Origin of the sequence: Flexivirga oryzae (assembly GCF_014190805.1) — a bacterium.
GTDB classification, from domain to species: Bacteria; Actinomycetota; Actinomycetes; order Actinomycetales; family Dermatophilaceae; genus Flexivirga; species Flexivirga oryzae.
The window spans coordinates 142,846-168,130 of the sequence record NZ_JACHVQ010000001.1; the positions used below are offsets into that span (position 1 = coordinate 142,846).

Below are 25,285 nucleotides of genomic sequence, written 5' to 3' on the forward strand. Positions count from 1 at the left end.
GACCGACTCAGCCGCTGGGGAAGCGGTCGACGAGGTCCCGGTGGATGAGGTTGATTGCGGCCTGTTGGCCGTCCTGCGTCATGAGCGGATGGTCGATCCGCTCATCGATGTGAAGTCGAAATGCCCCGGCCCGTCTCCATCGCCAGGAGAACAGCCCGGACCAGAACGCGGACTCCCAGAAGTGCCGGCCGTCGTCCGGGCTCATGACGAGCACGACCGCAGTCCCGCGGCGCACCAGGGCGTGCACCGCGGACAGCGGTGCGTGCCAGACCGCGAGCTGTCGGTAGACGCGCCACGCGACATACCGTCGCTGGGCTGACGCCGGCGAACGGGGAAGGAACGCGGGATTCGCGGGTCGGGCAACCCGACGATCGGTGCTGTGCAGGCGTTGCCCACGACTCGTGTCTCGAATCGTCAGGATGACGTTGATCGGATAGACCGCGGCCACCCGGACCCGCATTGCCGCCTCCAGGGAGCTGTAGGCGCCAGAGCACAGGGATACGAGTGCGATGTCGCCGTCGTCGAAGGTGCTGTCCGACAAAGCATTTGGCAGATCGGTGAGCCACTGCGTGCAGTAGAGCTCACCGAATGTCTGACCCGGAAGCGTGGGGCTGTCACCGGTGCCGGACTGGCTCAACCGGACACACCGGAAACCTTCCGAAGCCAGGTCTCGAGCCATGTCGACCCAGTGTCGGCCGGGTCCGGTCTGCCGGTCGTTGGCCACGTTGACGAAGGTCACGATGGCGGACCGGGTGCGACGGGCGGGCTCGGTCACGATCCCGAACAGTCCTTGGTCGCCGAGCCGGACGGTCGACTCCCGGATCGGCTCTCTGCGCGTCGGCCGCAATGTCAGGGACCGGTGTGGGATGTCCAGCTGCACCGCGCCGCTCGAAACCTCGTGTTGCGCAACCCATTTCACCAATTGCTCGACCGCGTCAATCGGCACGTTGTTCAGATCCATCGGCACGTCGAGCATGTCGGACATGCCGGCGCAGGTCTGCCATTCGACCATGTCCGCCGGCGGGAGTCGTTTCTTGAGCCCGCGTGCCGGGGGACGGTCGTCGCGGGCCAGCACGAGCACTACGCGACTACTGATGTTTCCGACAATCGTTGCAGGATCGACGGACTGCAGGTCCGCTACTGTTTCAGGCCCGTACAGGTACCCGGGGGTCTCGATCGAGCCGTCTTCGTATTCGGCTGTGCCGGGTCTCCGGGCGTAACCCTCGCGCAGCATGCTCTTTCCGCTGCACGGGTCCCAGAGGACAAGCATGTCCAAGTCGATGACCCCTCTGGCCGCAGCGGTCCCGAGAAGTGTTGCGCCCAGCCGCATTCCGATGCCACCTATGGTGGGGACTCCGGTGGCGACAAGTGCGTCATACGCATCCTGGACGCTGGTCAGCCAGGCGGGCACACGACCCGGATCGGACCAGTGGCCCATCGAGTCCCCGGTGCCGTGAAAGTCGAAACGCAGCGAGGCGATGCCCTGCTCGGCCAGGCCCCACGCGGTGCGTCGGATGGTCTCGTGCGCATTGTGCTCCTCCTCTCCGATCGGTGGGCACAGCAGCACCGCGTAGCTCGCGGCTCCGCTGTCCGGTGTGCAGAACCAGCCGAACAGCGATCGCTCGGCCGGGCCGAACCAGGTGGGCGTGTCGATCATGGTGCCACCGCGATCCGCGTTGAGCGGGCAGCGTTCAGCGCCATGACCTCGCCACGCGGCGGGCCGGGCAGGACGTCGGGTCTGGGCTGGAGGCGCACCGTCCGAGTAGCGCCGGGCAGCAAGTGGAACCAGCTGTCATCGGGTTGCCACCCGTCGACGTTCACGTGCACCCACTGCGCGAAGCGATCGGTGGAGACATCGAGCAGCCAGCAGTCTCCCTCCTCCTGTCGCGCGGTGGCGTCCAGCCCCAGATGCGCGTCCACCGGCCGCAGCCGCGGTCCGGCCAGGAAGCTGGCCTGCGACACCTCAGATCCGTCCGGCGCAACCAGGGTGACCGCGACGACGTCGTACGCCGGGGGCCCGAAACGGTGGATGTAGCTGATGTCACGAAACTCGCCGAGCGCGGTCATCAGGTCGACCGTCGTGCCTGGAACGGGCGCCTGCACAGGCAGCGTGAGCGATTCGCCGATGTGTCCGCCGTCGCTCACCAGGTCGACCCGCAGCTGACCCTCCCATGAACGCGGCCCGTCGTTCGCGATGTGTATGGCGAGGCCGTTGACGCCCTCGTTGGTGAGCATGACCGCAACCGGCTCCATCAGCCGTCGCATGACGTACCACGGCGCCTTCGGGCGTCCATGTCCGTCGACGATGCCGATGCCACCACCGAATCCCACGTCGTGGCCCTCGAACACGATTGAGCCGGCGCACGAGGAATCGGGACGTCGCCACTCGGACAAGACGTCCTCGAAGACAGTCGCCACTGTCGCACGCGCCACAGCTGCTGCATGGCTACCGTCGGCGCGTCGCAACTCGATCGGGTCAAGGCCGAACAGGTGCCTGGTATACCACTCCCGGATGTCCTCCAGATCCCATGATGATTGGGCATCCCTGTGAATCAAGGCTTTCCATGCCGGATGGTGGCCGAGACGGCGCTGTGCGACGACACCTTCGATGCTGTCCATCGGCTCTGCGGGGCAGGCCATGCAGAGGCATTCAGACGCGAAGCGCACTCCGGCACGGCGAGCGTCGGTCGTCGGCTGCAGATAGGCGCCGACGCCGTAGTAGTGGGACGGACCTGCGTTGACCATGCTCGGCAACGGGCTTCCACTGGGTGAACTGCTCACGTAGGGCGTCCCTGGTGCGTGTTCAGCGACGAGTCTCGGGATGAGAGTGGCGGCGACCGGCGCAACCCACTTCTCCGGCGGCAACCCCAGATAGGCAGCCTGCTCCTCGGCGTCGCTGCTGCCGCACACCACGGCAAGGCTGGGTCGACCCCCGAACGACTCGAGCAGCTGACGCACCTCTTCAGCCAGCGTGGCATTGAAGTCGTCCTCATCGGGAGCGTCGAAGAAGGCGAACATGCAGTCCTGCCAGATCAACAGACCCAGTTCGTCGCACAGATCGAGGAATCCGGCGCTCGGGTAAACGCCGGTGCCGCTGACTCGGATCACGTTGTGGTTGCCGTCGCGCACCGTCTCCAGGTGCCTACGCAGATCACCGTCACACAACGACACCGGGTCGGTCGGTGACCAGCAGGCGCCGCGCGCGAAGATCGGAATATCGTTGACACGCAACGTGAATGCGCCGTCGGAGCGGTCCACTGCGACGGTGCGGAAGCCCACGCGGCCGATGTGGAATTCGGCGCTTCCAGCCGTGACGATCACGTCATACAACGGCTGAGTGCCGTGGGTGTGCGGCCACCAGCGCTCGACGCGGGGGAGGGTGATGCTTCCGGTCGCCGTCACCGTGCCCTGGTGTCCGGCGACGTCCAGCGGTGCCTCCGCGTCGCCGACCTGGACGGTCACGTCGGCGGACCGGTCGATGCCGAGCAGCTCGACGACGACCTGCACCGTCCCGGACCCGTCGTCGGCGCATTCGGTACGTAGTCGGCTGGACCGTAGTTGCGGGTGACCGCAGTGCCGCAAGGTGATCGGTCGCCACGGACCGACGGGTGCGGGGGACTGCACGCCCCCGATCTGGCGGCCGAGGAGTGAGGTGCGGACCCAGCGGAGGTTCTGATGCACCAGATCGGGGCTCTTCCAGCGTGGCCTCGGGCGGCGCCGCGCGAGCAGTGGTTGCAGCGACCGGCAGTGCACCAGCAGCGTGTGCCGACCCTTCGTCAGGTGCAGGTCGAGGTTGTGTGCGATGAACATGTTGCACTCGTCGAGGACGACGTCGTCGTCGACCAGGACCTCGTAGAAGGTGGCGACACCGCCGATGGACAGGGCGTGTTGGCCAGCCGACTCGACGGTGAATTCGCAATGCCACCACCAGTCGTCAGCATCGTAGGTCCGATTGAGAGCACCGGGGTCACCGATATCTCTCAGCGCCTGTGCTGCGGTGCCGGGGACCGGTGCGATCACCCAGCCGAGTTCAGGGGCTTGGGTGGAGCCTGCGCCGGCTCGGGCACACTCCCAGGAGACCTCGGCGAGCAGGTCGGGCGCGGCGTTCACGGCCCGGCCAATGCGCTGGTGAGCGACTGCGCGCTGTCCCACTCCTCTGCCATCTGTTGCATGATCGGCGAGAGGTCGATCTGCCGCCCCCTCGCGGCGCGAGCAAGAGCGAATTGCAGCGCCTTGGCCTGTTCGGCCAGATTTGTCCAGTGTCGCGATGCTTCTTTGGCCTCGGCTGCGCCCCCATGATCGGTGAGCCAGGACAGGAAGGAAGCTGCGGTTTCCGCGCACGCACCGCATTGCCTGACGGTGCCGAACGCCCAGAGGTGGAACTTCTCCGGGGGCTGATCGCGCAACCATCGCAGGTCACGCACTGTGCGCTCAGCCATTCGGGTGATCGGGTTGTCGCCGGGCCGTTTTGCCACGTGCTCGGCCAGGAGTGTGTGCGCCATGTCCACTGCGTCGTCGTCGGTGAGGTGATGCACCGAGTCGAGCCGGATGATTTCGGTGTATGGCGGTAGCGCCGGTTCGGCGTGGGCTCCGCGGCGGAAGATCCCGTCGAAGTCATCACCGGTCAACTCGAAGTAGCCGGCGTTGTGGAAGTAGCCGAGGAAGCGGCCCTGCACGTCAACGGCATTGGGCACGATCGTGGATTTCACGTGCTCTATTTGGTAGGAGACCCCATGGGTGTCCGGTAGGTAGAAGGAGTCCGCCTCGACCGTCATCAGGCGGCCGAGCTCGAGTTGCTCGACCACGTGCTCCAGCACACCGCGCCACGGGTTCATCTCGTGGACGTCGATGCCGTAGGCCCGTCTCAGGTCCGCCTCCGGATACTTGAAGAACGTCCACTGGTCGCCTTCGAAGTCCGTGCTGATCGCGAACGCCCCCGCAACCATCGGGTCGAGTCCGAGACTGTGCAGCAGTTCCAGCCACACGTCGACGTAGCAGTTGGTTTCGGTCCAGATCCGCTCGGTCGAGTGCAACGGGTGTGTCTGATAACCATCGCCCGTCAGCGGCAGCAGTCTGGTGGTCATATACCCAACTGAGATCGAACGTCTGCGGACCAGGTCTGCACATCGAGGCCGTGGGTCTTCAGCAACGCCAGGGTGATCCGTTCCAATCCGAAGCCGATACAGGCCGAGTGGGCTGTCTCGCCGTCAGCCGTCCGGATCTCGAACGGCACACCGAAGTGGTCCATGTGGTAGTTGCCGGAGGCGATCGCGGTGGGGAACTCCTCGGACGTGACCGGGCAGACGATCTCGAACTTCAGCGCGGTCTCGCGCTGGTTCACCGCCAGGATCCGGCCGGCCCGTCCGAAGAAGGGATCGTTCGCAACGACCTTCGTGACCGGCAGACCGAGTGTGCTGAGGATCGACAAGGCGGTCGCCAACCACTCCTCGCGGTGCGCGATGCAGTCGTCCGGTGCACCGACGGCGACGAACTCGTGCTGGCGGAAGATCTGCATCCTGGCAGGGTCGACGCTCGGCTCGTGGCGGAAACAGAAGCCTTGTACCTCCATCCGCCTCCCACCCTCGGGCAGGGTCCCGGTGAGACTCGGATAGAGCGGGTGGCACGCCGCCGAGCACAGCATCACTTCGGCGGGTGTGAGGTACTGGGTCCAGTCCTCGCCCTCGTCCAGTGCGCGGAGCAGGTCAGCGTGATCGCGGTCGTTGCCCACGAAGGTGTCGACGGAACCGGTCAGGTCGGGGAATGAGCGCAGATAGTCGCTGCGCACGAAGACGTCTCGCGGCAACACCGGCGGGAAGAACAGTAGTGGCTCGTAGCGGCCGGCCCCGGCGGCACCGACCAGTCGCTCGATACCACGCACGATCGACTCGAACACGGCGGAACGCTGATAGAGACCGTCCACCGAGGTGCGGACCAGGATCCCTGCCTCGACCAAGTCGGAGCGGAATGCCTCCTGCGCGACGACGCGATCATCCGTGACAACACTTGGATCGGTCATGGCTCACCCCCGTGAAACGAGCAGCAGTTGGGCGTTGTTGGCGTTGATCCGGTCGTTGTTGACCATCAGCTGGGCGCCGTAGGCGTCTCGCAGCAGCCGCCCCAGGGTGAATGGGCTGTGGTTCGCGTAGCCCGCCATACCGCAGATCAACAGGGCCCGCTGGACCACGTCGACCACGAGGGTGGACGCCGAGACCTTCAGGGAATTCATGTTGATCGCAAACCCGATGGAGGTGGTCCGCGACGGATCGTTGGATATTGCCATGTACCGGTCGCGCGCCGCGATCACCAGGTCCTGGAACTGCTGGAGCACGTTCGTCAGCTCGGCCAGCCGTAGCGCGTTCGGCGGTGTCACGTCGGGGTTCTTGCGCGCCGCGGCCTGCACGAACCGCCGCGCCTTGTCGCTGGCTGCGCTCGCGATCCCGAACCACAGCGACGACCACAGGATGTGTGACACCGGGAGCATTGTCTGGGAGGAAATGTCGCCGTAGGCGACCGGGAGCACGTCGGCGGCGTCACCGCTCACGGTCAGCACGAACCCGAGGCTGCAGGTGCCTCGGAACCCGAGTGCGTCCCATCCGGACTTCGGCTCGAGAGTGAAGTTTTCCTTACGGCACAGGACGAGCGCCTGGTCGTTCGGGGGGCTGCTCGGCGTGCGGCGAGCGGTCGCGAGGATGGCGTCGGCGTACTGTCCATAGGAGATCACCGGCGCCTGCTTGGTCAGCGAGAACCGGTCGCCGTCTGTCTCGACGGCGCAACTGCTGTTTCGGACGTTTCCGCCGATGCCGACTTCAGTTGTCGCAGAGGCGAGGAGCAAGCCTTCGGACGCGATCCGGCGGGTGAACTCTCGCAGCGTGTCGTTGTCACCGTGACGGACCAGGCAGGCCACCTGGATCTGATGCATCGCGTAGACCATGGCGGCGGAGGAGCAGCCTTTGGCGAGTTCGGTCACCGACCGCGCGACGTCCTCGAGTGACCAACCCAGCCCACCATCCTCGGTCGGGATGAGCGCGGCGAGCATGCCGGCCTCCCGCAACGCATCGATCACTTCACTCGGGAAGCGGGATTCCTGATCAACTGACTCCGCCGTCGGTGCGGCGACAGTTGAGGCAATGGTCGCCGCGATGTCGGCCGGCGACTGCGCCGGTGACTCGTGGGTCACTGCGTCGAGGGTGCTGGACATGGCGTCTCCTGAACTCATGCAGGCAGTTGTGACGGGTCGCTGAGGGTTTGCAGTGCAGCCTCGATCGCTGCGATTGATTCGAAGGTGCTCTTGCGCAGCATCGAATCGGGGAACTCGATGTCGAACTCGTCTTCGAGGCCGAGCATGACGTTGACGCTGGCGTGCGACGTGAGACCTGCGCGGTAGAGGTCGTCGTTGGGGCCGAGGCTTTCTACCGGATTGGGTAGTCGTCCGTAGGCGGCCAGTACCTCCTTGATCCGCTCTTCCATAACTATGTCCTCCCTGGTCTAAATGTGCTGGGTGTTGGATATTCGCACGGCGCACCTCTGGTCGAGTGAATCCGCGTCAATCGTATGGCGATCGGTGTCGCCGTCGGGTCGAATTTTCGGAAACTGCCGAGCGTGAGCAATATTCACACCATTTGTTCAGGATGCAGTTCGTCGGCGCTCGATGCCGACGACCGTAGCGACCGCCACGGGTCCGTCGTGGGAGACGGACACTTGAAGGTCGATCAAGGCGCTCTCATCGGCGATCTCCTTGGCGGCGCCGGTCAACTGCACGCTCAGCCACCCCCCGGGCATGCTGACGATCTCGATGTCGCGCCACTCCGGGATGATCGCCGTCGGCCGGAGCGCCTTGAGCAGCGCCTCTTTCGCGCTGAAGCGGGCTGCCAGGCCGGGAGCGATCAGATTGGGCTCCGCGTCATACCCGCCACATGCCACGACCTCCTGCGTGGTGAAGACCCGGTCGAGGTAGCGGCGCCCGTGTCGACGGACCGACGCCTCGATGTCGGCAATGACTTGGACATCCGTTCCGACGCGCAGGCCGAAGGCAGGCACGAGGCATTCCGAATCGGCGGCCGTCGGCCGCGGCGGGCTGTCTGTCCCGGTCATTGAATACTGTGCCCTTCAACCTGGCTGCAAAGAAACGCATGTGCACCTCGGCGCCATCGTGTACGCGAAGGGTAAAGGAATCGTAAGGTTTCCGTCTGCAGTTGGCAAGGAGATTGCTTTGCGTCGGAGTTCTTGTCCTGGTTACCGAAGGGTCATGAATTCCGGCCGGGTGGGGGTCAGCGGTTTCGTGGGGCGCGGCTACAGTGACGGTGCACGATCCGATGGACTGAACCGATCTCGTGGACAGGTAGGGCGTTGGGCTCAGCAGGACGAATCTTGGTGGTCTGCACGGGCAACGTGTGCCGTTCACCGTATATCGAGCGGCTGCTGGCGGATGGGTTGCGCGACCTGGATGTCGAGGTGTCCAGCGCGGGTACGCACGCGCTTACCGGTCGACCGATGGAGCCGGGGTCGGCGCGTTTGTTGCAGGAGGCAGGCATCAGTGCCGACGGCTTCGTCGCCCGGCAGCTCACGGCTGCGATGCTGCGTGAAGTCGATCTCGTGCTGACGGCGACCCGCGAGCACCGGAGAGAGGTGGCGCAACTGGAACCCAAGGCATTGCGCTACGTGCACGCAGTCGATGACTTCAGTGATCTGGTGGCGGCCGCAGAGCTGCAGCACGAGTCGTTCCTCGAGCCGGCCGCCGCTTCTCTGGTCGCCAAGCTGGCGATCAGGGCACAGTCCGCGCGTGGCGAGGTGGCCGCGCGACTGGCAGACGCCTCCGGCATCGTGGATCCTTTCCGGCAGTCGGACGAGGTATTCGACACGATGGCGCAGCAGGTCGGCGCGGTGCTGCCGAAGATCGTGCAGGCCGCACATGAGGTTGCCCGAAGTCGTTGACCACGATGCCGTCCGGACGGTCCTATGGTGAGTTGATGGACGCTGAACTGGCGGCAGGGGCAGGACCATCGGCGAGGTTTGCCAAGCGCAAGGTGCTGGTTGTGGTGGGCACCCGACCGGAGGCGACCAAGCTGCTGCCACTGATCCGGGCGATGACCAGCGACCGGCTGATCGAGCCGTTCGTGATTGCGACCGGGCAGCATTCGGGGATCGTTGAGTCGGTCCTGGCCCTGGATGGTCTCGCCCCGCACGCCAACCTGGGTGTCGGTCGACCGGGCATCACCCTCAACGAGCTCTTTGCGCGGGTGCTGGTCGGGCTGCAGGGCTTCTGCATCGACCAGTTCGGGCCGGCCGACAAGAAGGTGGGGGAGCGCGACTACAACGCATATCCCGCGGCCTGCGTGGTACACGGCGACACGAGCACCGCCGCGGCTGCGGCCTTGTCGGCCTTCCATCTGCAGATCCCGGTGATCCACGTCGAGGCCGGGCTGCGCACGTCGAACACGCTGTCGCCCTTCCCCGAAGAGCTGAACCGGCAGATGATCTCCCGCATCGCAACGTTCCATGCGGCTCCGACGCACGTCAACAAGGAGCGACTGATCCGCGAGGGGATTCCGACCGGGCGGATCTTCGTGTGCGGCAACACCGCCATCGATGCGTTGCAGTGGGCAGCGGCGATGAAGGTTCCGTATGGCGCTCCCGAGCTGGCCGACCTGGAGGATGACGAGACGACACGTGTTGTGGTTGTCACCACGCATCGCCGGGAGAACTGGGGCGAGGGTTTGCGACGGATAGCTGCTGCCATCGTCACCTTGAGCACCAGCTATCCGCAGGTGCGTTTCGTGCTGCCGCTGCACCCGAACCCGCGGGTCGCGCAAACCCTGCGGCCGATGCTGGAGGCGAAACCGAATGTGTCGCTGGTGGAGCCGATGAACTACCTCGGGTTCGCGCGCCTCCTCGGTCGCGCGTGCTTCGCGATCAGCGACTCCGGCGGGGTGCAGGAGGAGGCGCCGTCATTGGGGACACCGGTGCTGGTCGTGCGGGAGACGACCGAGCGCCAGGAGGGGGTGGACGCCGGAACGTTGAAACTAGTGGGCACCAACACCGAACGCATTGTTGCGGCGGCCAGCGAATTGCTGGACGACCCCGGCGCGCGCGAAAGCATGCAGTCGGTGGAGAACCCGTACGGCGACGGCCACACTGCGGCACGGATCGTAAGCGCGATGCGACACATCGCGTTCGGCAAGCAGTCGCCGGATTCCTACCAGAGTGGTTTCAACCGTATCGAGGTGCTGCGCGCAGCCGGTTGGGACCACGACCCATCGGCGATCACTCGCCCGGCACCTGGTCGAGGCATCGCCGAGCCTTCCGGGCAGGACCCGATCGAAGAAGTGGCTCTTCGGTGAAGAGCCCTGCGTGGTACGAGCCGTATGCCGGACTGCCCGCGGTGGTGGAAGTCCTGTTCTGGTGCATCCTGGCGATCACGGCCAGCTCCCTGCTGTCGGTGGCGGTGTTGCGGATCAACGCAGGGCGGGTCCGCCGGCGCTCGATGCCTGAGGCGGACGAGTCCGAATTCCTCTGGGTTTTCATGGTGCCCGCGCTCAACGAAGAGGTCACGATCGCCGACAGTGTCGCGCGACTGCGTGCGGTGCAGGCGACGCACAAGGTGATCCTGGTGATCGACGACGGCTCCGACGACAGGACCCCGGAGGTGTTGCAGGGTCTTGCCGGTCCGGACCTGAGCGTGCTGCGCCGGGACCTCCCGGAAGCTCGTCGCGGTAAGGCAGCGGCGCTGAATGCCGCCTGGCGGCATACCCATGACGTGGTGTTGGCACAGGGCGCGCGCACGTGGACGACCGATCGGGTGGTGATTGTCGTCGTGGACGCGGACGGACGGCTCTCGGTCGACGCACCCCAGCATTTCGCACGTCACTTCGTCGACGAGCGGATGGCGGGCGTGCAGTCCCGGGTGCGCATCTACAACCGCAGGGGTTGGCTAACGTGGGCGCAGGATGTCGAATTCGCCGTGTTCGGTGGGGTTTACCAGCTCGGGCGCACCGCATGGGGGACCGCGAACATGGGCGGCAACGGCCAGGCGAACCGGCTGGCCGCCCTTGACGACGTGGCGGTCGACGAAGGCCCATGGCGGCACCGGCTGACCGAGGACCAGGACATCGGCGTGCGGCTGCTGCAGGCCGGCTGGCGCGGGGCACAGGAGATGAATGCCACTGTGGAGCAGCAGGGTGTCTCGTCACTGCGTCGCCTCTACCGGCAGCGAACCCGGTGGGCACAGGGCGCGTGGGAAGCGGTCGGGCTGATCGGCGGGAGCGGCAGAGCGAAAGTGTCATCTGCAGCGCGGGTGGACATGGCGTACTACCTGATCACGCCGGTGTTGCAGCTGCTCACCGGCTCGGCCCTGGTCGGTGCGGTGTTGCTGGCGGTTGTCAAGTCCCGGGTTTGGTTGAGGCTCAGCGGGTTTGATTTTCTTATGCTGCGCTGGTCGCGTGTTGCGCCCAGTATGCTGCTTCGACCTCGACCGGAGGTTGATAGTTGAGCATGGAGTGGATCCGGTGGTGGTTGAACCAAGCAACCCAGTCCGCGGTCGCGGTCTCGACGTCGTCGATGCCGTCCCAGGGGCCGTCGAGGTGGATGAGTTCGGCCTTGTACAAGGAGTTCAGCGCTTCGGCCATCGCGTTGTCGTAGGAGTCCCCACGGGACCCGACGGACGCGACCGCGTCGGCGTCCTCCAGCCGGTGGGCGTACCGCAACGCCCGGTACTGCACGCCCCGATCACTGTGGTGCACAAGGCCGTTGACGTCATGGCCGTCACGGCGGCGGGCGAACAGGCCCATATTCAACGCGTCCAACGCCAGGTCGGTGTACATCCGGGTGGAGGCCTGCCAGCCCACGATCATCCGGGAGAACACGTCCAGCACGAACGCCACGTACACCCAGCCGGTCTCGGTGCGCACGTAGGTGATGTCCGCGACCCACAATTTGTTCGGGGCGGCCGCGACGAACTGCCGATCGACCAGGTCCTTGGGCCGGCCGGTCTCTGGTGCCGGGCGGGTGGTGCGAGGGAACTTTCCCCGTACCGTGCCGCGGATACCCAGCTGCTTGCAGAGCCGCTCCACGGTGCACCGGGCCACGTCGATCCCGTCGCGGTTCAGCTGCGCGTGGATCTTACGGATCCCGTAGACCCGCATCCGCCGGTCGGCGTGGATGCGCATGATCTCCTCCTTCAACTCGGCATCGCGGCGGGCGCGCGCCGAGGGCGGTCGCTTCTTGTGGGCGTAGTACGTGCCGGGGGCGATCTTGACGTCCAGTTCGGTGGAAAGGACGCGGCAGATCGGTTCGACACCCCAGCGGTGCCGGTGCTCGTCGATGAACGCGACGACTACCTGGATGGGCGGTCGGTGAAAGTCGGCCCGGGGCGCGGTGTCCGCCGCAGGGGCGGATTCCGTTTCCCCGGGCCGCTTCCCGGGCTCTCCACAGGTCTGCTCAGGCAGCCTGCCCCTGGGCCGGTTGTGGCCAGGGGCTGGGGATGAGTGTTCCGCGGTATCGGTACCAGTTCGTGCGGACCTTGGCCGGGTCGTACAAGACGACCCGGTCGTCCGCGGGCCACCACCTGCCGCCGCAGTACCGGCGGCGTAGGTCCTTCCACGTGGCGTGACGGTGCTTGCGCCGCATCCAGTTCCACACCCGCGACCACACGACGTGGTTGAGGTAGGAAAACACGCGCGACGACACCCCGTGCCGGAAGTAGCCGCACCAGCCACGGACCGCGTTGTTCACGCGTCGCAGCAGCTCGGCCAGTGGTTGGCTCGTGCCGACCTGCCGGGACAGCGACTTGACCTTCCTGGTCACGCGCCGCACCGCAGCGCGTGAGGGGTAGGTGTAGACGTAGTACCGGCTGGTTCCCCTCTTACGGTGGCGTTGAAGATGCCACCCTGTTGAGCGTCACTCTGGATGACGGTGTGGCAGGTGGGTGTCGTCATCGGGTTTGCCGATGAGTGTCGTGGTGGGGGTGCCGGGGCGTGTTCGTGGTGATCGGCATCGTCAGTGTGCCGGTCTCGGGCAGGATTTCCTGATCAATCGATGACCACGGCCCTCCCGCTTCTCGTCGTGGAGGACCTGTCGCGGGAGGACCGTGCCGGATGCACGGAGGCACCCTGTGGTGACAGTAGAGGCTGATCATGGTCGGGTCGAGTCACGGTTGGCCGCGGGCGGGATCGACTGCCCGGCGTGCCGGGAAGCGTTACGCCCGTGGGGGTGGGCGCGGCCTCGACGAATCCACGGGATCGCGGGCGTCTTGCGGCCGCGGCGTGCTCGGTGCCCGGGATGCCTGGTCACTCATGTGCTGTTGCCGGTGACGGTGTTGCTGCGTCGAGCGTATGGGGTGGAGGTCATCGGGTCCGCGTTGGCGGCGCGCGCGAAGGGGCGGGGGTTCCGGCCGATCAGCGTGCGTCTTGGGGTGCCCGAGTCCACTGTCCGGGGCTGGCTACGAGTCATGACTGGTCGGCTGGCTGCCGCGCGTGTCGCGCTGCTGGGCGTTGCCCGGCGGGCGGGGGTCGACGTGCCGGTCCCGGACGGGTTGGGCTGTCAGTGGCGGGACGTGCTGGCCGCGCTCGGCGCGGCGATGGCTGCGATCACGGCTCGTTTCGGCCCGCGGGGTGTTCTCGGTCCGGTGACGGCGTGGCAGGTTGCTGCCGCGTGCTCGGCTGGTCGGCTTCTCGCGCCGGGATGGCCGGCGGTGGCGGTGTGAGGGCGGGCAACACCAGTTGCCCCTGACCGGTGGCGGGTCGGCCTGGAATCCTCGCGGGCATCCCTTCTCGGCCTGTACGTGTGGGCTGGGATTCGTTGTCGAATAGAGGTATTCATGGCCGAGGCTGCCCACGAGAGCGTGAAACGACAGGAACGGGCACAGCAGGTCGCGCTGTTCCGGTACCAGGTGATTTGTCCCGCGTTGGACCCGGCGTTGTCGACCAGGGCGCGGGGGCGGATCGTGCGCGCGATCGCCGCGCGTGACCATCAGGGACCGTTCGGCGGGACGCACCGGTATTCCCGCGACACCCTGGACCGGTGGATCCGCCGCTACCGGGCCGACGGGTTCGAAGGGCTGAAACCCTCACTGCGGCAGGCAGGTTCACGCATCGATGTGAACGTGCTCGAACTCGCGGTCGCGTTGAAGAAGGAGAACCCGGACCGGACCGCCGCGCAGGTCGCCCGGATCCTGGCCGCCTCCTCGGGCTGGTCCCCCTCGGAATCGACACTGCTGCGCCTGTTCCACCGACGGCAGTTGATGCTCGACGCACCCGGGACCGGTGAAGTGTTCAGCCGGTACGAGGCCGACGCGCCCAACCAGCGGTGGGTCGGCGACGCGTTACACGGCCCGAAGATCGGCGGGCGGAAGGTGTACTTGTTCGCGTTCTTGGACGACCACACCCGGCTGCTGGTCGGCTACCGGTTCGGGTTCGCCGAAGACACCGTCCGGTTAGCAGCCGCCCTCAAACCCGCGTTGTCTTCCCGCGGGATCCCCGGCTGCTGCTACGTCGACAACGGCGCCGCCTATGTGGATTCGTGGTTGCTGCGGGCGTGCGCCGAGGGTGTCAGATGGTCTGTGTAAGGGGTCGGTCCGGAAAGGACCATGATGACCGACACGATGTCTGGTGTGACTGACGAGACTTCTGGGACTGACGTGAGCGATAAGCCTGCCGCGAAGCGGCCGAGCCGGCTGGCCGAGCGGCGTGCGATCCGGGCCGGGTCGCCGGCGCGGGCCGCCGTGGGCGAGTTGGCCGAATCGGGCGCATTGGATGGGCTGTTCGCCAAGATCGAAGCCGGTGAGCTGGACCTGACCGGCGACGGCGGGTTCGTCGGCGAGCTGCTCAAGGCGTCCCTGGAACGCGGCCTGCACGTCGAACTGACCGATCACCTCGGATACGCCAAGGGCGACCCGGACGCCGCCGACTTCCCCAACTCGCGCAACGGGACGACCCCGAAAACGATCGCGACCACTGCCGGCGACGTGGACCTGGCCGTACCCCGAGACCGGGACGGCACGTTCACCCCGCGGCTGGTGCCCAAGGGCACCCGCCGGTTGGGCGGCCTGGACGACATGATCATCAGCCTGTACGCGGGCGGGATGACGGTGCGTGACATCGCCGACCACTTGCAAGCCACGTTGGGCACGGACCTGTCGCACGAGACGGTCAGCAACATCACCGACGCCGTCACCGAGGAGATCCTGGCCTGGCAGGCCCGCCCGCTGGATGCGTTGTACCCGGTGATCTACCTGGACGCGATCGTGGTCAAGGTCCGCGACGGTGCGCACGTGCGGAACAAGGCCGCGCACATCGCCGTGGGCGTCGACATGGATGGCATCAAGCACGTGCTGGGCATCTGGCTGCAGCACGCCGAGGGCGCCAAGTTCTGGGCCGGGGTGTGCGCGGACTTGTCGAATCGCGGGATCCGGGACGTGCTGATCGTGTGCTGTGACGGGCTGACCGGGCTGCCCGACGCGATCGAGGCGACCTGGCCGCAGGCCACCGTGCAAACCTGCGTGGTGCACCTGATCCGGGCCTCGATGCGGTTCGTGGGCTACCAGGACCGTAAGAAGGTCGCCGCGGCGTTGAAACCGGTCTACACCGCCGTCGACGAACGGGCGGCCAAGGACGCCCTGGACGACTTCGCGGACGGCCCGTGGGGACAGAAGTACCCCCACACGTACAAGACGTGGTTCTCCGCCTGGGACCGGTTCATCCCGTTCCTGGCGTTCCCGCCCGAGTTGAATCGTCCTTGGTTTGATTGAGGGGAAGCCAGATTTCCTGGAAGGAATCCCATCGATCATGGCGAATGTGAAGTATCCGCTGGAGTTGCGTGAGCGTGCGACCCGGTTGGCCGTGGAGGCCCGTCGTGACCCCGATACGCGTACCGGCGCGATCGCTCGGGTCGCCGAGCAACTGGGGGTGCACAAGGAGGCGTTGCGGATGTGGGTCCGTAAGGCCGAAGCGGCGGATCTACCGGTCGAGCCGGAGGACTCCGAGGCGCGGATCCGGTTGCTGGAGAAGGAGAACCGGGAACTACGTCGTAGTAACGAGATCCTGAAGTCGGCCGCGGCTTTCTTCGCGGCGGAGTTCGACCGCCCATCCAGGTAGTCGTCGCGTTCATCGACGAGCACCGGCACCGCTGGGGTGTCGAACCGATCTGCCGCGTCCTTTCCACCGAACTGGACGTCAAGATCGCCCCCGGCACGTACTACGCCCACAAGAAGCGACCGCCCTCGGCACGCGCCCGCCGCGATGCCGAGTTGAAGGAGGAGATCATGCGCATCCACGCCGACCGGCGGATGCGGGTCTACGGGATCCGCAAGATCCACGCGCAGCTGAACCGCGACGGGATCGACGTGGCCCGGTGCACCGTGGAGCGACTGTGCAAGCAGCTGGGTATCCGCGGCACGGTACGGGGAAAGTTCCCCCGCACCACGCGCCCGGCACCAGAGACCGGCCGGCCCAAGGACCTGGTCGACCGGCAGTTCGTCGCGGCCGCCCCGAACAAGCTGTGGGTCGCGGACATCACCTACGTGCGCACCGACGCCGGCTGGGTGTACGTCGCGTTCGTGCTGGACGTGTTCTCCCGGATGATCGTGGGCTGGCAGGCCTCCACCCGGATGTACACCGACCTGGCGTTGGACGCCCTGAACATGGGCCTGTTCGCCCGTCGCCGTGACGGGCATGACGTCAACGGCCTTGTGCACCACAGTGATCGGGGCGTGCAGTACCGGGCATTGCGGTACGCCCACCGGCTGGAGGAGGCCGACGCGGTCGCGTCCGTCGGGTCCCGTGGGGACTCCTACGACAACGCGATGGCCGAAGCGCTGAACTCCTTGTACAAGGCCGAACTGATCCACCTCGACGGCCCCTGGGACGGCATCGACGACGTCGAGACCGCGACCGCGGACTGGGTTGCTTGGTTCAACCACCACCGGATCCACTCCATGCTCAACTATCAACCTCCGGTCGAGGTCGAAGCAGCGTACTGGACGCAACACGCGACCACCGCAGCATAAGAAAATCAAACCCGCTGAGCCTCAACCAAACCCGGGACTTGACAAGTTGCGCCGGGTCATCTACACCACCAACTCGATCGAGTCGCTGAACTACCAGCTGCGCAAGGTCACCAAGAACCGCGGTCACTTCCCCTCCGACGAGGCCGTGATCAAGCTGCTGTGGCTGGCGATCTGCAACATTGAGGACAAGCGAGCCCGCGAACGCGCCCAGGAGAAGGGCAAACCCGCCACCCAACGTAAAGCACCCGGACGCCTGGTCGAAGGACAAGTCGTCACCAACTGGAAACAAGCCCTCGCACAACTCGCGATCGCCTACCCCGACCGCATCAACCCCCACCTGTAAGAACCGAAAACCCAACAACACGAACCGATTCCTTACACAGAAAACTTGACAAGCTCCGTGCGCCACGCTCGGGATCCGGCTGACCCACGCGACCCCGAACCGGCCCCAAGGAAAAGGGAAGATCGAACGATTCTTCAGGACCGTACGAGACCAGTTCCTCGTCGAAGTCACCGACACCAGCGCCGCCGACCTGACCGGCCAGGGCATCACAGCTGCGGCGGCGCTACTGGGGTTGAATGCCCAGTTCACCGCATGGGTCGAATCGGTCTACCACCACCAGGTCCACTCCGAAACCGGGCAAACCCCGCTGGAGCGGTGGAACACCGGGTGGGACCGGATCGGAGCCGCCCCCGCGATACCCAGCGGCGACGCCCTGACCGAGGCGTTCCTATGGTCACAGGTGCGCACCGTGACCAAAACCGCGACCGTCTCGTTGCACGGCAACAGCTACCAGGTCGAAGCCGCCCTGGTCGGCCGCAAGGTCGAACTCGTCTTCTCCCCGTTCGACCTGGAACACATTCAAGTCCGATACGACGGCCGCTGCTACGGTCCCGCCCTCCCGCAGGTCATCACCCGGCACGCTCACCCCAAGGCGAAACCCGAAACGCCCGAGCCCGAACCAGCACCATCGACCGGGATCGCGTACCTGAACCTGGTCACCCAGGCCCACCACGCTGGGCTCGCCGACGACCCCGGCATCGGGTTCAACGCGTTGTACTCCCGGCTGGCTGGTGACGGCGGTGGCCGTGAGCAGGTCCCGGGGCAAACCAGCATCGAGGACTTCATCGACGCGCCCGACCACGACGACGCACACACCGAACACCGGCGCCACCACGGCAACGACCCGACACAGGAGCAGCAGTGAGTATTCAACGATTGCAATCACATTGGGGATTCACGACCATGCCGTTCGGGCGGAACCTGGCCCCGTCCATGCTGCACCGGCACGCCGGACACGCCGAGGCCGTGGCCCGGATCGACTGGTGCATCAGCCAGCACGCCCTCGGGGTGGTCACCGGCGAAGTCGGCGCCGGGAAAACCGTCGCAGTACGCGCAGCGACCACCGCCCTGGACGGCTCCCGGCACATCATCATCTACCTGCCCAACCCCTCCATCGGGGTCCGCGGGATGCTGCACCACATCGTCGCGACCCTGGGACACGTCCCCTCGTTCTACACCGCGACGCTGGCCCCGCAAGCCGCCGACGCCCTGGCCGCCGAACACGCCGAACGCGGCCGCACCCCCGTGATCATCTTCGACGAAGCCCACCTACTGGATAACCCGCAGCTCGAAGCGATCCGGATGCTGACCAACCACGACATGGACTCCGGCGCACCGTTCGCCGCGATCCTGGTCGGCCAACCCACCCTGCGGCAACGCCTACGCCTGGGCGTGCTCGCCGCCCTGGATCAACGCATCGCCGTCCGGTACGCCCTGGCCGGGATGAACCCCGAGGACACCGTCGACTACATCGGCCATCACCTCAAGATCGCCGGCCGCGCCGACGCCCTGTTCACCGCCGACGCGATCACCCTGATCCACAACGCCTCCCGCGGCTACCCCCGAGCGGTCAACAACCTCGCCCTCAACGCCTTGACCGCCGCGTTCGCCCGTAACGACACCCTCGTCGACGAGAAAGCAGCCCGGGCCGCGATCACCGAAACCGGCACTGACTAACCGCGTCACCGCGCCGACAACGCCGTCATCATGACGAGCAAGGCCCCGCCCGAAACCTCCGGGCGGGGCCAATCTCATACCCAATCATCGGCAACATCAATGACGACAACATCCGCAAGATGAGCGACGGACAACACCACCCCAGGAAGTCCAGTCCCTCATCGATGTGGGTGATCAACGTCTTGTCCGGCGAGAGCCGTAACCCGATCGTTGCCAGCACGACGGCGATCTCCTCACGGAGCATCGCAGCGTCGTGTTGGGTGCCTTTGGCCATCAGACACCAGTCATCGGCGTACCGGACCAACCGCACCGACGGCAGCCCGTGACGGCGACGCCGGTGTCGCTGGTCCTTACTGGCGCGCGGCCCGCCCGGGTGAGCCGCGATGTGCTCATCCAGCACGGACAACGCGATGTTCGCCAACAACGGTGACAGCACTCCACCCTGCGGGGTACCCGCGGTGGTCTCTTCAAAGGCCCTGGCCTCATCCATCAGCCCGGCCTTCAAGAACGCCCGCACCAGCGCGATCACGCGCTTGTCCTTGACGCGACGACGCACCAGCCCCAACAAGGCCGTGTGGTCGATCTCGTCAAAGCACGCCTTGATGTCTCCTTCCAGCACCCACTGGTAACAGCGTGGGCGGCTGGCCAGGTAACGCACCTCGGCGACCGCGTCATGCGCGCGGCGGTTCGGGCGGAAACCGTACGAGCACGGCAGGAAGTCCGCCTCGAAGATCGGCTCCAACACCAGCTTGACCGACGCCTGCACCACCCGGTCCGCGATGGTCGGGATCCCCAACCGTCGCTTCCCACCGGACGGCTTCGGAATCATCCGCTGCCGCACCGGTAAGGCCCGAAACGTCCCGTCACGCAACGCCGCCCGAAGATCGGCCAGGAACACGTCCACACCGATCCCGTCCGCAACACTGACGGCAGTTCGTCCGTCGACCCCGGCAGTACGTGCGCCGGTATTTCCCGCGACCCGATCCCACGCCACCAAAAGGAACGCCGGATCGGCAACGAGGTTGAACACGTCACGAAACCGCTGATCACGATCCCGCAGCGCCCAACCATGCAGTTTGGTCTGAATCTTCAGTACCCGCTGCTGCGCCGTGAACAGCGCAGCTTCCAGTTCGTCGGTATTCACCATCGACACCCGCCCATGTGGGACGGGAACCTCCTGATCTTCCAGTGACACAACCTGCTCGACCTGCTGGCCCGCTTCGCCCTGTGCCCGGCTTTCCCGGACTCCTACGGCGGGTCGTCACGCCCGCGACTACTACCAGGCCTCCGCCCCACCCCGCGGCGCACCGGTGGTGACCGACCCGAGCCCGGACAACGGGCTCTCGCACCACGGGGTGGTTCCCACGTTCACCATGTCTCGATCAGCCAGTCCGGCACCCAGCTCTACCCCGGCAGCATCGCTGCGGCTACGCCGTAGCCCTTCACCGCAGCCTTCCCACCGTCAGAGCTACACGGCTTCGAAGTCACCCACCGGTCACCACACGGTGCCCGATGAGCGTGCGCTGCGCACCGGCCCAGATCTACCAGGTTCGAGCCGGCTTCGCGATTACGGGGCGTCAACCACTGGTTCGCTCTCGCTGTACCCTCTGACCTCGCCTCACAGGCCCGCACCGTCTGGCAGTACCGGCACGCCCTGCGCTTGTCGGGGCCGCTTGCCACCCGGCGCGAGTCACCACCCGCACCAGGCTGCCCCCAGGCTTCACCAAGCTGCTACGACAACCCGGCGGAGACGGTCTCCCACCGCCTCTCGATAACACGGCGCCTCGTGGCGCACAACTCCGCCGCGAAGAAAGCCGCGGCCGACTTCAGGATCTCGTTACTACGACGTAGTTCCCGGTTCTCCTTCTCCAGCAACCGGATCCGCGCCTCGGAGTCTTCCGGCTCGACCGGTAGATCCGCCGCTTCGGCCTTACGGACCCACATCCGCAACGCCTCCTTGTGCACCCCGAGCTGCTCGGCGACCCGAGCGATCGCGCCAGTACGCGTATCGGGGTCACGACGGGCCTCCACCGCTAACCGGGTCGCACGCTCACGAAGCTCCAGCGGATACTTCACATTCGCCATGATCGATGGGATTCCTTCCAGGAAATCTGGCTTCCCCTCAATCAAACCAAGGACGATTCAGTCGAGGGTGTCGTGCGTCTGCGCAAGGCGCAGCATGGTGGCGATGAAGTTACCGCCCTGGGCACCGTACAGCCAGGCAGTGCGGACGATGAGCGTGTCGGGATGGGTCGCGCGCATGGCCCATTCGCCCGCAGCCTTCGTCCGGCCGTATGCCGATTGGGGAGCGAGCGCGGCGCCCTCGGGGTAGGGCCCGGAGCCGGTTCCGTCCATGACGTAGTCGGTCGAGATCTGGACCAACCGCGCACCTGTCGCCCGTGCAGCCAGTGCCGCGTTGCGTGCCCCGATGGCGTTGATCGTGAAGGCGTCGGCTTCGTGGGTCTCGGCGTCGTCGACCCGAGTGTATGCGGCGCAGTTGACCACGACGTCGGCCCCGGCGAGGGCTGACGCGGGGCCTCCTGGTCTCGCAGGTCGGCGTCCGTGGAGCCGAAAGCTCGCACCGTCGTACCGCGCTCGGTCAGCAGGTCGGTCACCTCGGTGCCGAGCATCCCGTGGCCGCCGAGGATCGCCCAGGTCGTCATGCGGTCACTGCGTCGTCGTCACCGGTGCCGGTGACGTGCTGGTGGGCGTAACGGGCTTCGGTGGCGTCCTTCATCGGCCGCCACCAGTTTTCGTTCGTTCGATACCAGTCGATGGTCGCCGCCAGCCCGTCGGCGAAGTTGGTGTAGCGCGGCGACCACCCGGTGTCGGCACGCAACAGAGAGGGTCGATCGCGTACCGCCGGTCGTGTCCGGCGCGGTCGTAGGCGTTCGCCTCCTGACCCATCGCGAGCAGGGTCTGCTCGAGGACCCGCCTGTTGGATCTTTCGCCGTCAGCACCGATCAGGTAGGTGCATCCGATGCAGCCGTGGTCGAGGATCGCCCAGACCGCGCTGTTGTGGTCATCGACGTGGATCCAGTCCCGCACGTTGCGACCGTCGCCGTAGAGCTTGGGTCGGACCCCGTCGATGACGTTGGTGATCTGCCGGGGAATCAACTTCTCGACGTGTTGTCGTAGACCGTAGTTGTTCGAGCAGTTGGAGATGGTCGCCTGCACGTCGAAGGAGCGCACCCACGCGCGCACCAGCAGGTCCGAGGCCCCCTTCGTGGATGAGTAGGGCGAAAAGGGATTGTAGGGCGTGTGTTCGGTGAACCGCGTAGGGTCGTCCAGCTCGAGGTCGCCGTAGACCTCGTCGGTGGAGACGTGGTGGTAACGCACCCTGCGCCGGCGGACAGCCTCGAGCAGTGTGTACGTGCCGATGATGTTGGTGTCGAGGAATGGTCGGGGGTCGGCGAGCGAGTTGTCGTTGTGTGACTTGGCCGCAAAGTGGACGACAAGGTGTCGGCCACCAGTGAGTCGACCAGATCGGCATCCGTCACAGGGCCTCGAACGAAGGTGATGTCATCGCGGATGCCATCGAGGGAGGCGAGGCTGCCGGCGTAGGTGAGTGCGTCGAGCACGGTGATCGCCATGTCCGGGTGCGTCGCGCGGGTCAGGTGGACGAAGTTGGATCCGATGAAACCGGCTCCGCCGCTGACCAGGACTCGCACGAGGGGATGAACTCCTTGGTGGATGGGGGTTGGATGTAGGCGGTGCCAGCCGACAAGGCTGCGTGACTACAAACTGTCACCGAAACGTGCAGCAGTCCCGTGCGGCCAGCGGAGAGTTCGAACTAGCCATAGGTTCTTGGTAGCGTGGTGCATGTGCAGCCACGCGTCCATGTCGTCACTATCCACTGGGGCTCAGCCGATTGGGTCCGTTTGCAGCAAACACAGTTGGCGCGTCACCTCGATACAACCCGGGTTTCCCTTCACCTTGGGATAGGAGGCGGGGTCCAGTTAACTGACCCGGCTCTCCGCAATTGGCATCAGTTCGACGAATTCAACGTGATAACGGTGGAAGGACGCCACGCTCAGAATCTCGATGGCGTCATAGCACGCGCTGCGACCGGGATAGCATCAGAAGACTTGTTGCTGGTCCTGGATCAAGACGCGTTTCCCATACGCCCACTTCGTGACTTAGTTACATATGCCTGCGCCGAGGACCAGCCTATCGCGGCTGTGCGTACCGAGAATAACGGCGATGAACAGCCCCATCCGCTGTTCTGCCTTCTACCCTTTGCGCTATGGCTTAGGCTCGCGGGGACGTGGGCGGAGGGGCCGGTTCGGGTCGTCGAAGACGGACATATCCGCAGGGACGTAGGTGGCCAATTCCTCCAGCAGCTGAACAAGGCGGACCAAGAATGGGTTCGGCTGCGGCGGTCCGCGGACCTAGGGGATCATCCCGTCCTCTACGGTGTTTATGGTGACGTCGTGTATCATCACGGCGCTGCGAGTCGGCCAGTCTGGACCGATGTGGACGCCACGCGCGTCTACCGGAACGTCGTTCATCGAGTAGGCGATGGTGTCCTCTATCGACTGCCCATCACGCGGTACCTCAGTCGACGTGAAAGGGAGCAAGGGCGCCTCGCCGCTGGTCATCACGCAATGACGGCCAGACTAATGGAAGACCCGGACGACTTCATGTTCCGTAACGGTGGCGTGAGCTCTAGTGTCGACGACTGAGGTTTGGTCGCGAGTTGAGTTTGAATGCGCTAATTAGCTCAGGGCTGCCAAATCGGCACGAAAGGTCACCCTCTCGAAACTCGGTAAATGTGATATGTGTCTTCCGTCGAGAAAGTATCCGTAAAACTTCCGTCAGCTGAAATGTGAATAGTGCGATGCTCGTCAACTACTGTGGCGTCCTTGCCGTCTAGTACATGCGGAACGCTGAAGGTGCGTTTCCCGGGTCGTGAACCACCGGAGATCATCGCAAATAAATATGTGGATCCCTTGTAGGATTTGAGCATCGTGTTAAGACCCGTCCCGAAATCGAACTGATATGATTGAGTATTCAGAACTGGTGCGAGTTGACGAATCAGTCTATTGATTTGCCCCATGGCCGCTACGTTCGGCGTCGCGCAGAATCGGGGATTATACTGTGATTGCCGTATAAGCGCCGATCCCCGACAGGGTCCGGATGAACTCTGATTGAAATACACAATTCCTTGGGCGCCATTGATTAGAGAGTTCATCACGGCGCCCTTAAGTTGAGCGGGCGTGATATCCGCGACAAATGGGCTTCCGCGTGATGCTCCGTTCAGCAATTCTACAAAATTCCAGACCGGTTGTGGCCGTTTGCCAATCGCAACTAATTGTCGCATTGACGAAACGGTTTTGCCATAGCTGGATGCGGATCGACAACTATTACGCAGCCGAGGATCCACTGTATTGGTCGATAAGTTCGTTTGAGTGCATGCGTGACTCGTATACCAGTAGACGTCCGCGGAGGTTACGTCGGTAAAGCCGTTCACATAAATTCCGCGATACGAGGCGGGAATATCATTTCCGGTCACTTCACGACTGAAGTTTGCAAACTTGAACAAGCCTGCTGGCGACGACTTGCTGGCTCGGCGCAGGAGGGCGAACCCCTGGAGCGGCGTACGAGCTTTTCGGTCGATCTCGTCTCCCAGCATATATCCCACCCAGGTGCTAGACAAGTCTGTGAACGAGCGATTTGGTGCGGTGCCGACATAAAACATTCGGTTCCTCGCGAGCAGGCTGAACGGCGTACTCGCTGTCGCGCCAATATATGTATTGATGCCGAGAGACTTATCGTACTGAACCTCGCGGTCAGACCTTATCGGGTTATACCAAACTGCGATCGGAAAGAAGGCGGAGGTTGTCCACCCCGCTCGTGCGGCGTGCGGGAAGTGGCGCCAGTAGGCTGGACCGCCATCCCAAGGAACTCGGGGAAGCGAGGTGATGGTCGATGAGGAGTCATGACCGGAAGTGGAACATGCTGCGATCAGCGCGGCACTGCACAGAACCGCAATCGGTACTTTCGCGACGTGCCAACATCTGCATCGTGCAGACACCCCGTTCTTCAGGCCGCTAAATGGCTTCACAAATCATCCGTTCGACATGAGCAGATCGTCACCATGCCGCAGGGCGGCGGTCCAGGGTACGTCAACAAGACTTCGGTGTGACGGCCATCCGCGCCGATCCCAAGACTTGTCCAGCCACACTACATTGGTGCAGTTCGATGCCATGCCGCGTGGTCGGCACGAACCGCAGCGTGATCATCGGTTATTGGATCCGGTCACCGAG

Annotated in this window: 21 protein-coding genes, 3 pseudogenes and 1 other annotated feature; of the genes and pseudogenes, 10 read left to right on the top strand and 14 right to left on the bottom strand. The window is 65.1% G+C overall.

The features are described from left to right. Positions 1–7 precede the first annotated feature (7 nt). The 7 genes from FHU39_RS00700 to FHU39_RS00730 all read right to left on the bottom strand — a co-directional run bounded on the left by FHU39_RS00700 (position 8) and on the right by FHU39_RS00730 (position 8,037). Entirely contained in the window at positions 8–1,657 is a 1,650-nt protein-coding gene (locus tag FHU39_RS00700; RefSeq protein ID WP_183318055.1) for an alpha/beta hydrolase family protein, read from the bottom strand. Further along, entirely contained in the window at positions 1,654–4,110 is a 2,457-nt protein-coding gene (locus FHU39_RS00705) for a glycosyl hydrolase 2 galactose-binding domain-containing protein (protein ID WP_183318057.1), read from the bottom strand. The genes FHU39_RS00700 and FHU39_RS00705 overlap by 4 nt, the downstream gene beginning before the upstream one ends. Beyond that, the gene (locus tag FHU39_RS00710) at positions 4,107–5,084 is read right to left on the bottom strand and encodes a DUF1839 family protein (RefSeq protein WP_183318059.1); all 978 of its coding nucleotides are present in this window, start codon (positions 5,082–5,084) and stop codon (positions 4,107–4,109) included. The genes FHU39_RS00705 and FHU39_RS00710 overlap by 4 nt, the downstream gene beginning before the upstream one ends. Then, positions 5,081–6,016: an amino acid--[acyl-carrier-protein] ligase gene (locus FHU39_RS00715; protein ID WP_183318061.1), complete on the bottom strand. Its 936-nt coding sequence runs from the start codon at positions 6,014–6,016 to the stop codon at positions 5,081–5,083. Before FHU39_RS00715 ends, FHU39_RS00710 begins: the two co-directional genes overlap by 4 nt. A 3-nt stretch (positions 6,017–6,019) precedes the next feature. Beyond that, entirely contained in the window at positions 6,020–7,198 is a 1,179-nt protein-coding gene (locus tag FHU39_RS00720) for an acyl-CoA dehydrogenase family protein (RefSeq protein WP_183318063.1), read from the bottom strand. Between the two features lie 14 nt (positions 7,199–7,212). After that, positions 7,213–7,467: an acyl carrier protein gene (locus FHU39_RS00725; RefSeq protein ID WP_183318065.1), complete on the bottom strand. Its 255-nt coding sequence runs from the start codon at positions 7,465–7,467 to the stop codon at positions 7,213–7,215. A 156-nt stretch (positions 7,468–7,623) separates the two neighbouring features. Further along, positions 7,624–8,037, bottom strand: a complete 414-nt coding sequence (locus tag FHU39_RS00730) for a 4'-phosphopantetheinyl transferase superfamily protein (RefSeq protein ID WP_183318067.1) — start codon at positions 8,035–8,037, stop codon at positions 7,624–7,626. 333 nt (positions 8,038–8,370) lie between these two features. On the opposite strand from FHU39_RS00730, the gene FHU39_RS00735 reads away from it, so the two are divergent. From FHU39_RS00735 to FHU39_RS00745, 3 genes are read left to right on the top strand one after another with little or no spacing between them, the layout of a single operon-like run. Then, entirely contained in the window at positions 8,371–8,931 is a 561-nt protein-coding gene (locus FHU39_RS00735) for an arsenate reductase/protein-tyrosine-phosphatase family protein (RefSeq protein WP_343065859.1), read from the top strand. 35 nt (positions 8,932–8,966) lie between these two features. Then, positions 8,967–10,337 (top strand): non-hydrolyzing UDP-N-acetylglucosamine 2-epimerase, encoded by a 1,371-nt coding sequence (gene wecB / locus FHU39_RS00740; protein WP_183318071.1) that lies wholly within the window; start codon positions 8,967–8,969, stop codon positions 10,335–10,337. After that, a complete protein-coding gene (locus tag FHU39_RS00745) occupies positions 10,334–11,485 on the top strand; it encodes a glycosyltransferase (RefSeq protein WP_183318073.1) in 1,152 nt (383 codons plus the stop codon). Before wecB ends, FHU39_RS00745 begins: the two co-directional genes overlap by 4 nt. Here FHU39_RS00745 and FHU39_RS00750 read toward each other — a convergent pair. Together FHU39_RS00750 and FHU39_RS00755 are read right to left on the bottom strand one after the other, a co-directional pair. Further along, positions 11,418–12,440, bottom strand: coding sequence for an IS3 family transposase (locus FHU39_RS00750; protein WP_246336249.1), 1,023 nt, complete (start codon positions 12,438–12,440; stop codon positions 11,418–11,420). The two genes, FHU39_RS00745 and FHU39_RS00750, sit on opposite strands and share 68 nt — an antisense overlap. Continuing rightward, on the bottom strand, positions 12,433–12,798 hold the full coding sequence (locus FHU39_RS00755; protein ID WP_221185076.1) for a group II intron maturase-specific domain-containing protein: 366 nt from the start codon (positions 12,796–12,798) through the stop codon (positions 12,433–12,435). Before FHU39_RS00755 ends, FHU39_RS00750 begins: the two co-directional genes overlap by 8 nt. 643 nt (positions 12,799–13,441) lie before the next feature. On the opposite strand from FHU39_RS00755, the gene FHU39_RS23725 reads away from it, so the two are divergent. The 7 genes and pseudogenes from FHU39_RS23725 (at position 13,442) to FHU39_RS00790 (ending at position 19,016) form a co-directional block, all read left to right on the top strand. Then, positions 13,442–13,696, top strand: a complete 255-nt coding sequence (locus FHU39_RS23725) for a hypothetical protein (RefSeq protein WP_221185077.1) — start codon at positions 13,442–13,444, stop codon at positions 13,694–13,696. Between the two features lie 114 nt (positions 13,697–13,810). After that, positions 13,811–14,557, top strand: coding sequence for a DDE-type integrase/transposase/recombinase (locus FHU39_RS00765; RefSeq protein ID WP_221185078.1), 747 nt, complete (start codon positions 13,811–13,813; stop codon positions 14,555–14,557). A gap of 126 nt (positions 14,558–14,683) precedes the next feature. Then, positions 14,684–15,724 (top strand): annotated as a pseudogene (locus FHU39_RS00770) (IS256 family transposase); the annotation flags it as partial. A gap of 52 nt (positions 15,725–15,776) precedes the next feature. Then, positions 15,777–16,996 (top strand): IS3 family transposase gene (locus FHU39_RS00775; RefSeq protein ID WP_246336125.1). Its coding sequence is split into 2 segments (ribosomal slippage): positions 15,777–16,047 and positions 16,047–16,996, totalling 1,221 coding nucleotides; the frame shifts between segments, so codons are not numbered across the junction. Then, positions 16,046–16,177: a sequence feature (AL1L pseudoknot), on the top strand. Its footprint overlaps the gene before it by 132 nt. Positions 16,997–17,039: 43 nt before the next feature. Beyond that, positions 17,040–17,339 (top strand): annotated as a pseudogene (locus FHU39_RS00780) (transposase); the annotation flags it as partial. A 232-nt stretch (positions 17,340–17,571) separates the two neighbouring features. Beyond that, positions 17,572–18,204, top strand: a complete 633-nt coding sequence (locus tag FHU39_RS23730; RefSeq protein ID WP_281379539.1) for a Mu transposase C-terminal domain-containing protein — start codon at positions 17,572–17,574, stop codon at positions 18,202–18,204. A 38-nt stretch (positions 18,205–18,242) separates the two neighbouring features. Continuing rightward, a complete protein-coding gene (locus tag FHU39_RS00790; protein ID WP_221185080.1) occupies positions 18,243–19,016 on the top strand; it encodes an ExeA family protein in 774 nt (257 codons plus the stop codon). 28 nt (positions 19,017–19,044) lie between these two features. Here the strand turns inward: FHU39_RS00790 and FHU39_RS00795 are convergent, their stop codons facing one another. The 5 genes and pseudogenes from FHU39_RS00795 to FHU39_RS00815 all read right to left on the bottom strand — a co-directional run bounded on the left by FHU39_RS00795 (position 19,045) and on the right by FHU39_RS00815 (position 24,651). After that, positions 19,045–20,163: a reverse transcriptase domain-containing protein gene (locus FHU39_RS00795; RefSeq protein ID WP_246336252.1), complete on the bottom strand. Its 1,119-nt coding sequence runs from the start codon at positions 20,161–20,163 to the stop codon at positions 19,045–19,047. Positions 20,164–20,747: 584 nt separating this feature from the next. Continuing rightward, positions 20,748–21,101, bottom strand: a complete 354-nt coding sequence (locus tag FHU39_RS00800) for a transposase (protein WP_183318081.1) — start codon at positions 21,099–21,101, stop codon at positions 20,748–20,750. Between the two features lie 57 nt (positions 21,102–21,158). Next, positions 21,159–21,521, bottom strand: coding sequence for an SDR family oxidoreductase (locus FHU39_RS00805; RefSeq protein ID WP_343065677.1), 363 nt, complete (start codon positions 21,519–21,521; stop codon positions 21,159–21,161). Positions 21,522–21,675: 154 nt separating this feature from the next. Next, a pseudogene (gene rfbB, locus FHU39_RS00810) lies at positions 21,676–22,687 on the bottom strand (dTDP-glucose 4,6-dehydratase). 1,079 nt (positions 22,688–23,766) lie between these two features. Continuing rightward, positions 23,767–24,651, bottom strand: a complete 885-nt coding sequence (locus tag FHU39_RS00815; RefSeq protein ID WP_183318083.1) for a hypothetical protein — start codon at positions 24,649–24,651, stop codon at positions 23,767–23,769. Positions 24,652–25,285 lie beyond the last annotated feature (634 nt).

Bases quoted from the DNA above. Each gene is read 5' to 3' on its own strand.
- FHU39_RS00710 (WP_183318059.1), bottom strand. From the start codon at position 5,084: ATGACCACCAGACTGCTGCCGCTGACGGGCGATGGTTATCAGACACAC.
- FHU39_RS00790 (WP_221185080.1), top strand. From the start codon at position 18,243: ATGCCGTTCGGGCGGAACCTGGCCCCGTCCATGCTGCACCGGCACGCC.
- FHU39_RS00700 (WP_183318055.1), bottom strand. From the start codon at position 1,657: ATGATCGACACGCCCACCTGGTTCGGCCCGGCCGAGCGATCGCTGTTC.
- FHU39_RS00800 (WP_183318081.1), bottom strand. From the start codon at position 21,101: ATGGCGAATGTGAAGTATCCGCTGGAGCTTCGTGAGCGTGCGACCCGG.
- FHU39_RS00795 (WP_246336252.1), bottom strand. From the start codon at position 20,163: ATGGTGAATACCGACGAACTGGAAGCTGCGCTGTTCACGGCGCAGCAG.
- FHU39_RS00765 (WP_221185078.1), top strand. From the start codon at position 13,811: ATGGCCGAGGCTGCCCACGAGAGCGTGAAACGACAGGAACGGGCACAG.
- FHU39_RS00715 (WP_183318061.1), bottom strand. From the start codon at position 6,016: ATGACCGATCCAAGTGTTGTCACGGATGATCGCGTCGTCGCGCAGGAG.
- FHU39_RS00725 (WP_183318065.1), bottom strand. From the start codon at position 7,467: ATGGAAGAGCGGATCAAGGAGGTACTGGCCGCCTACGGACGACTACCC.
- FHU39_RS23725 (WP_221185077.1), top strand. From the start codon at position 13,442: ATGACTGGTCGGCTGGCTGCCGCGCGTGTCGCGCTGCTGGGCGTTGCC.
- FHU39_RS00720 (WP_183318063.1), bottom strand. From the start codon at position 7,198: ATGTCCAGCACCCTCGACGCAGTGACCCACGAGTCACCGGCGCAGTCG.
- wecB (WP_183318071.1), top strand. From the start codon at position 8,967: ATGGACGCTGAACTGGCGGCAGGGGCAGGACCATCGGCGAGGTTTGCC.
- FHU39_RS00815 (WP_183318083.1), bottom strand. From the start codon at position 24,651: ATGCTGGGAGACGAGATCGACCGAAAAGCTCGTACGCCGCTCCAGGGG.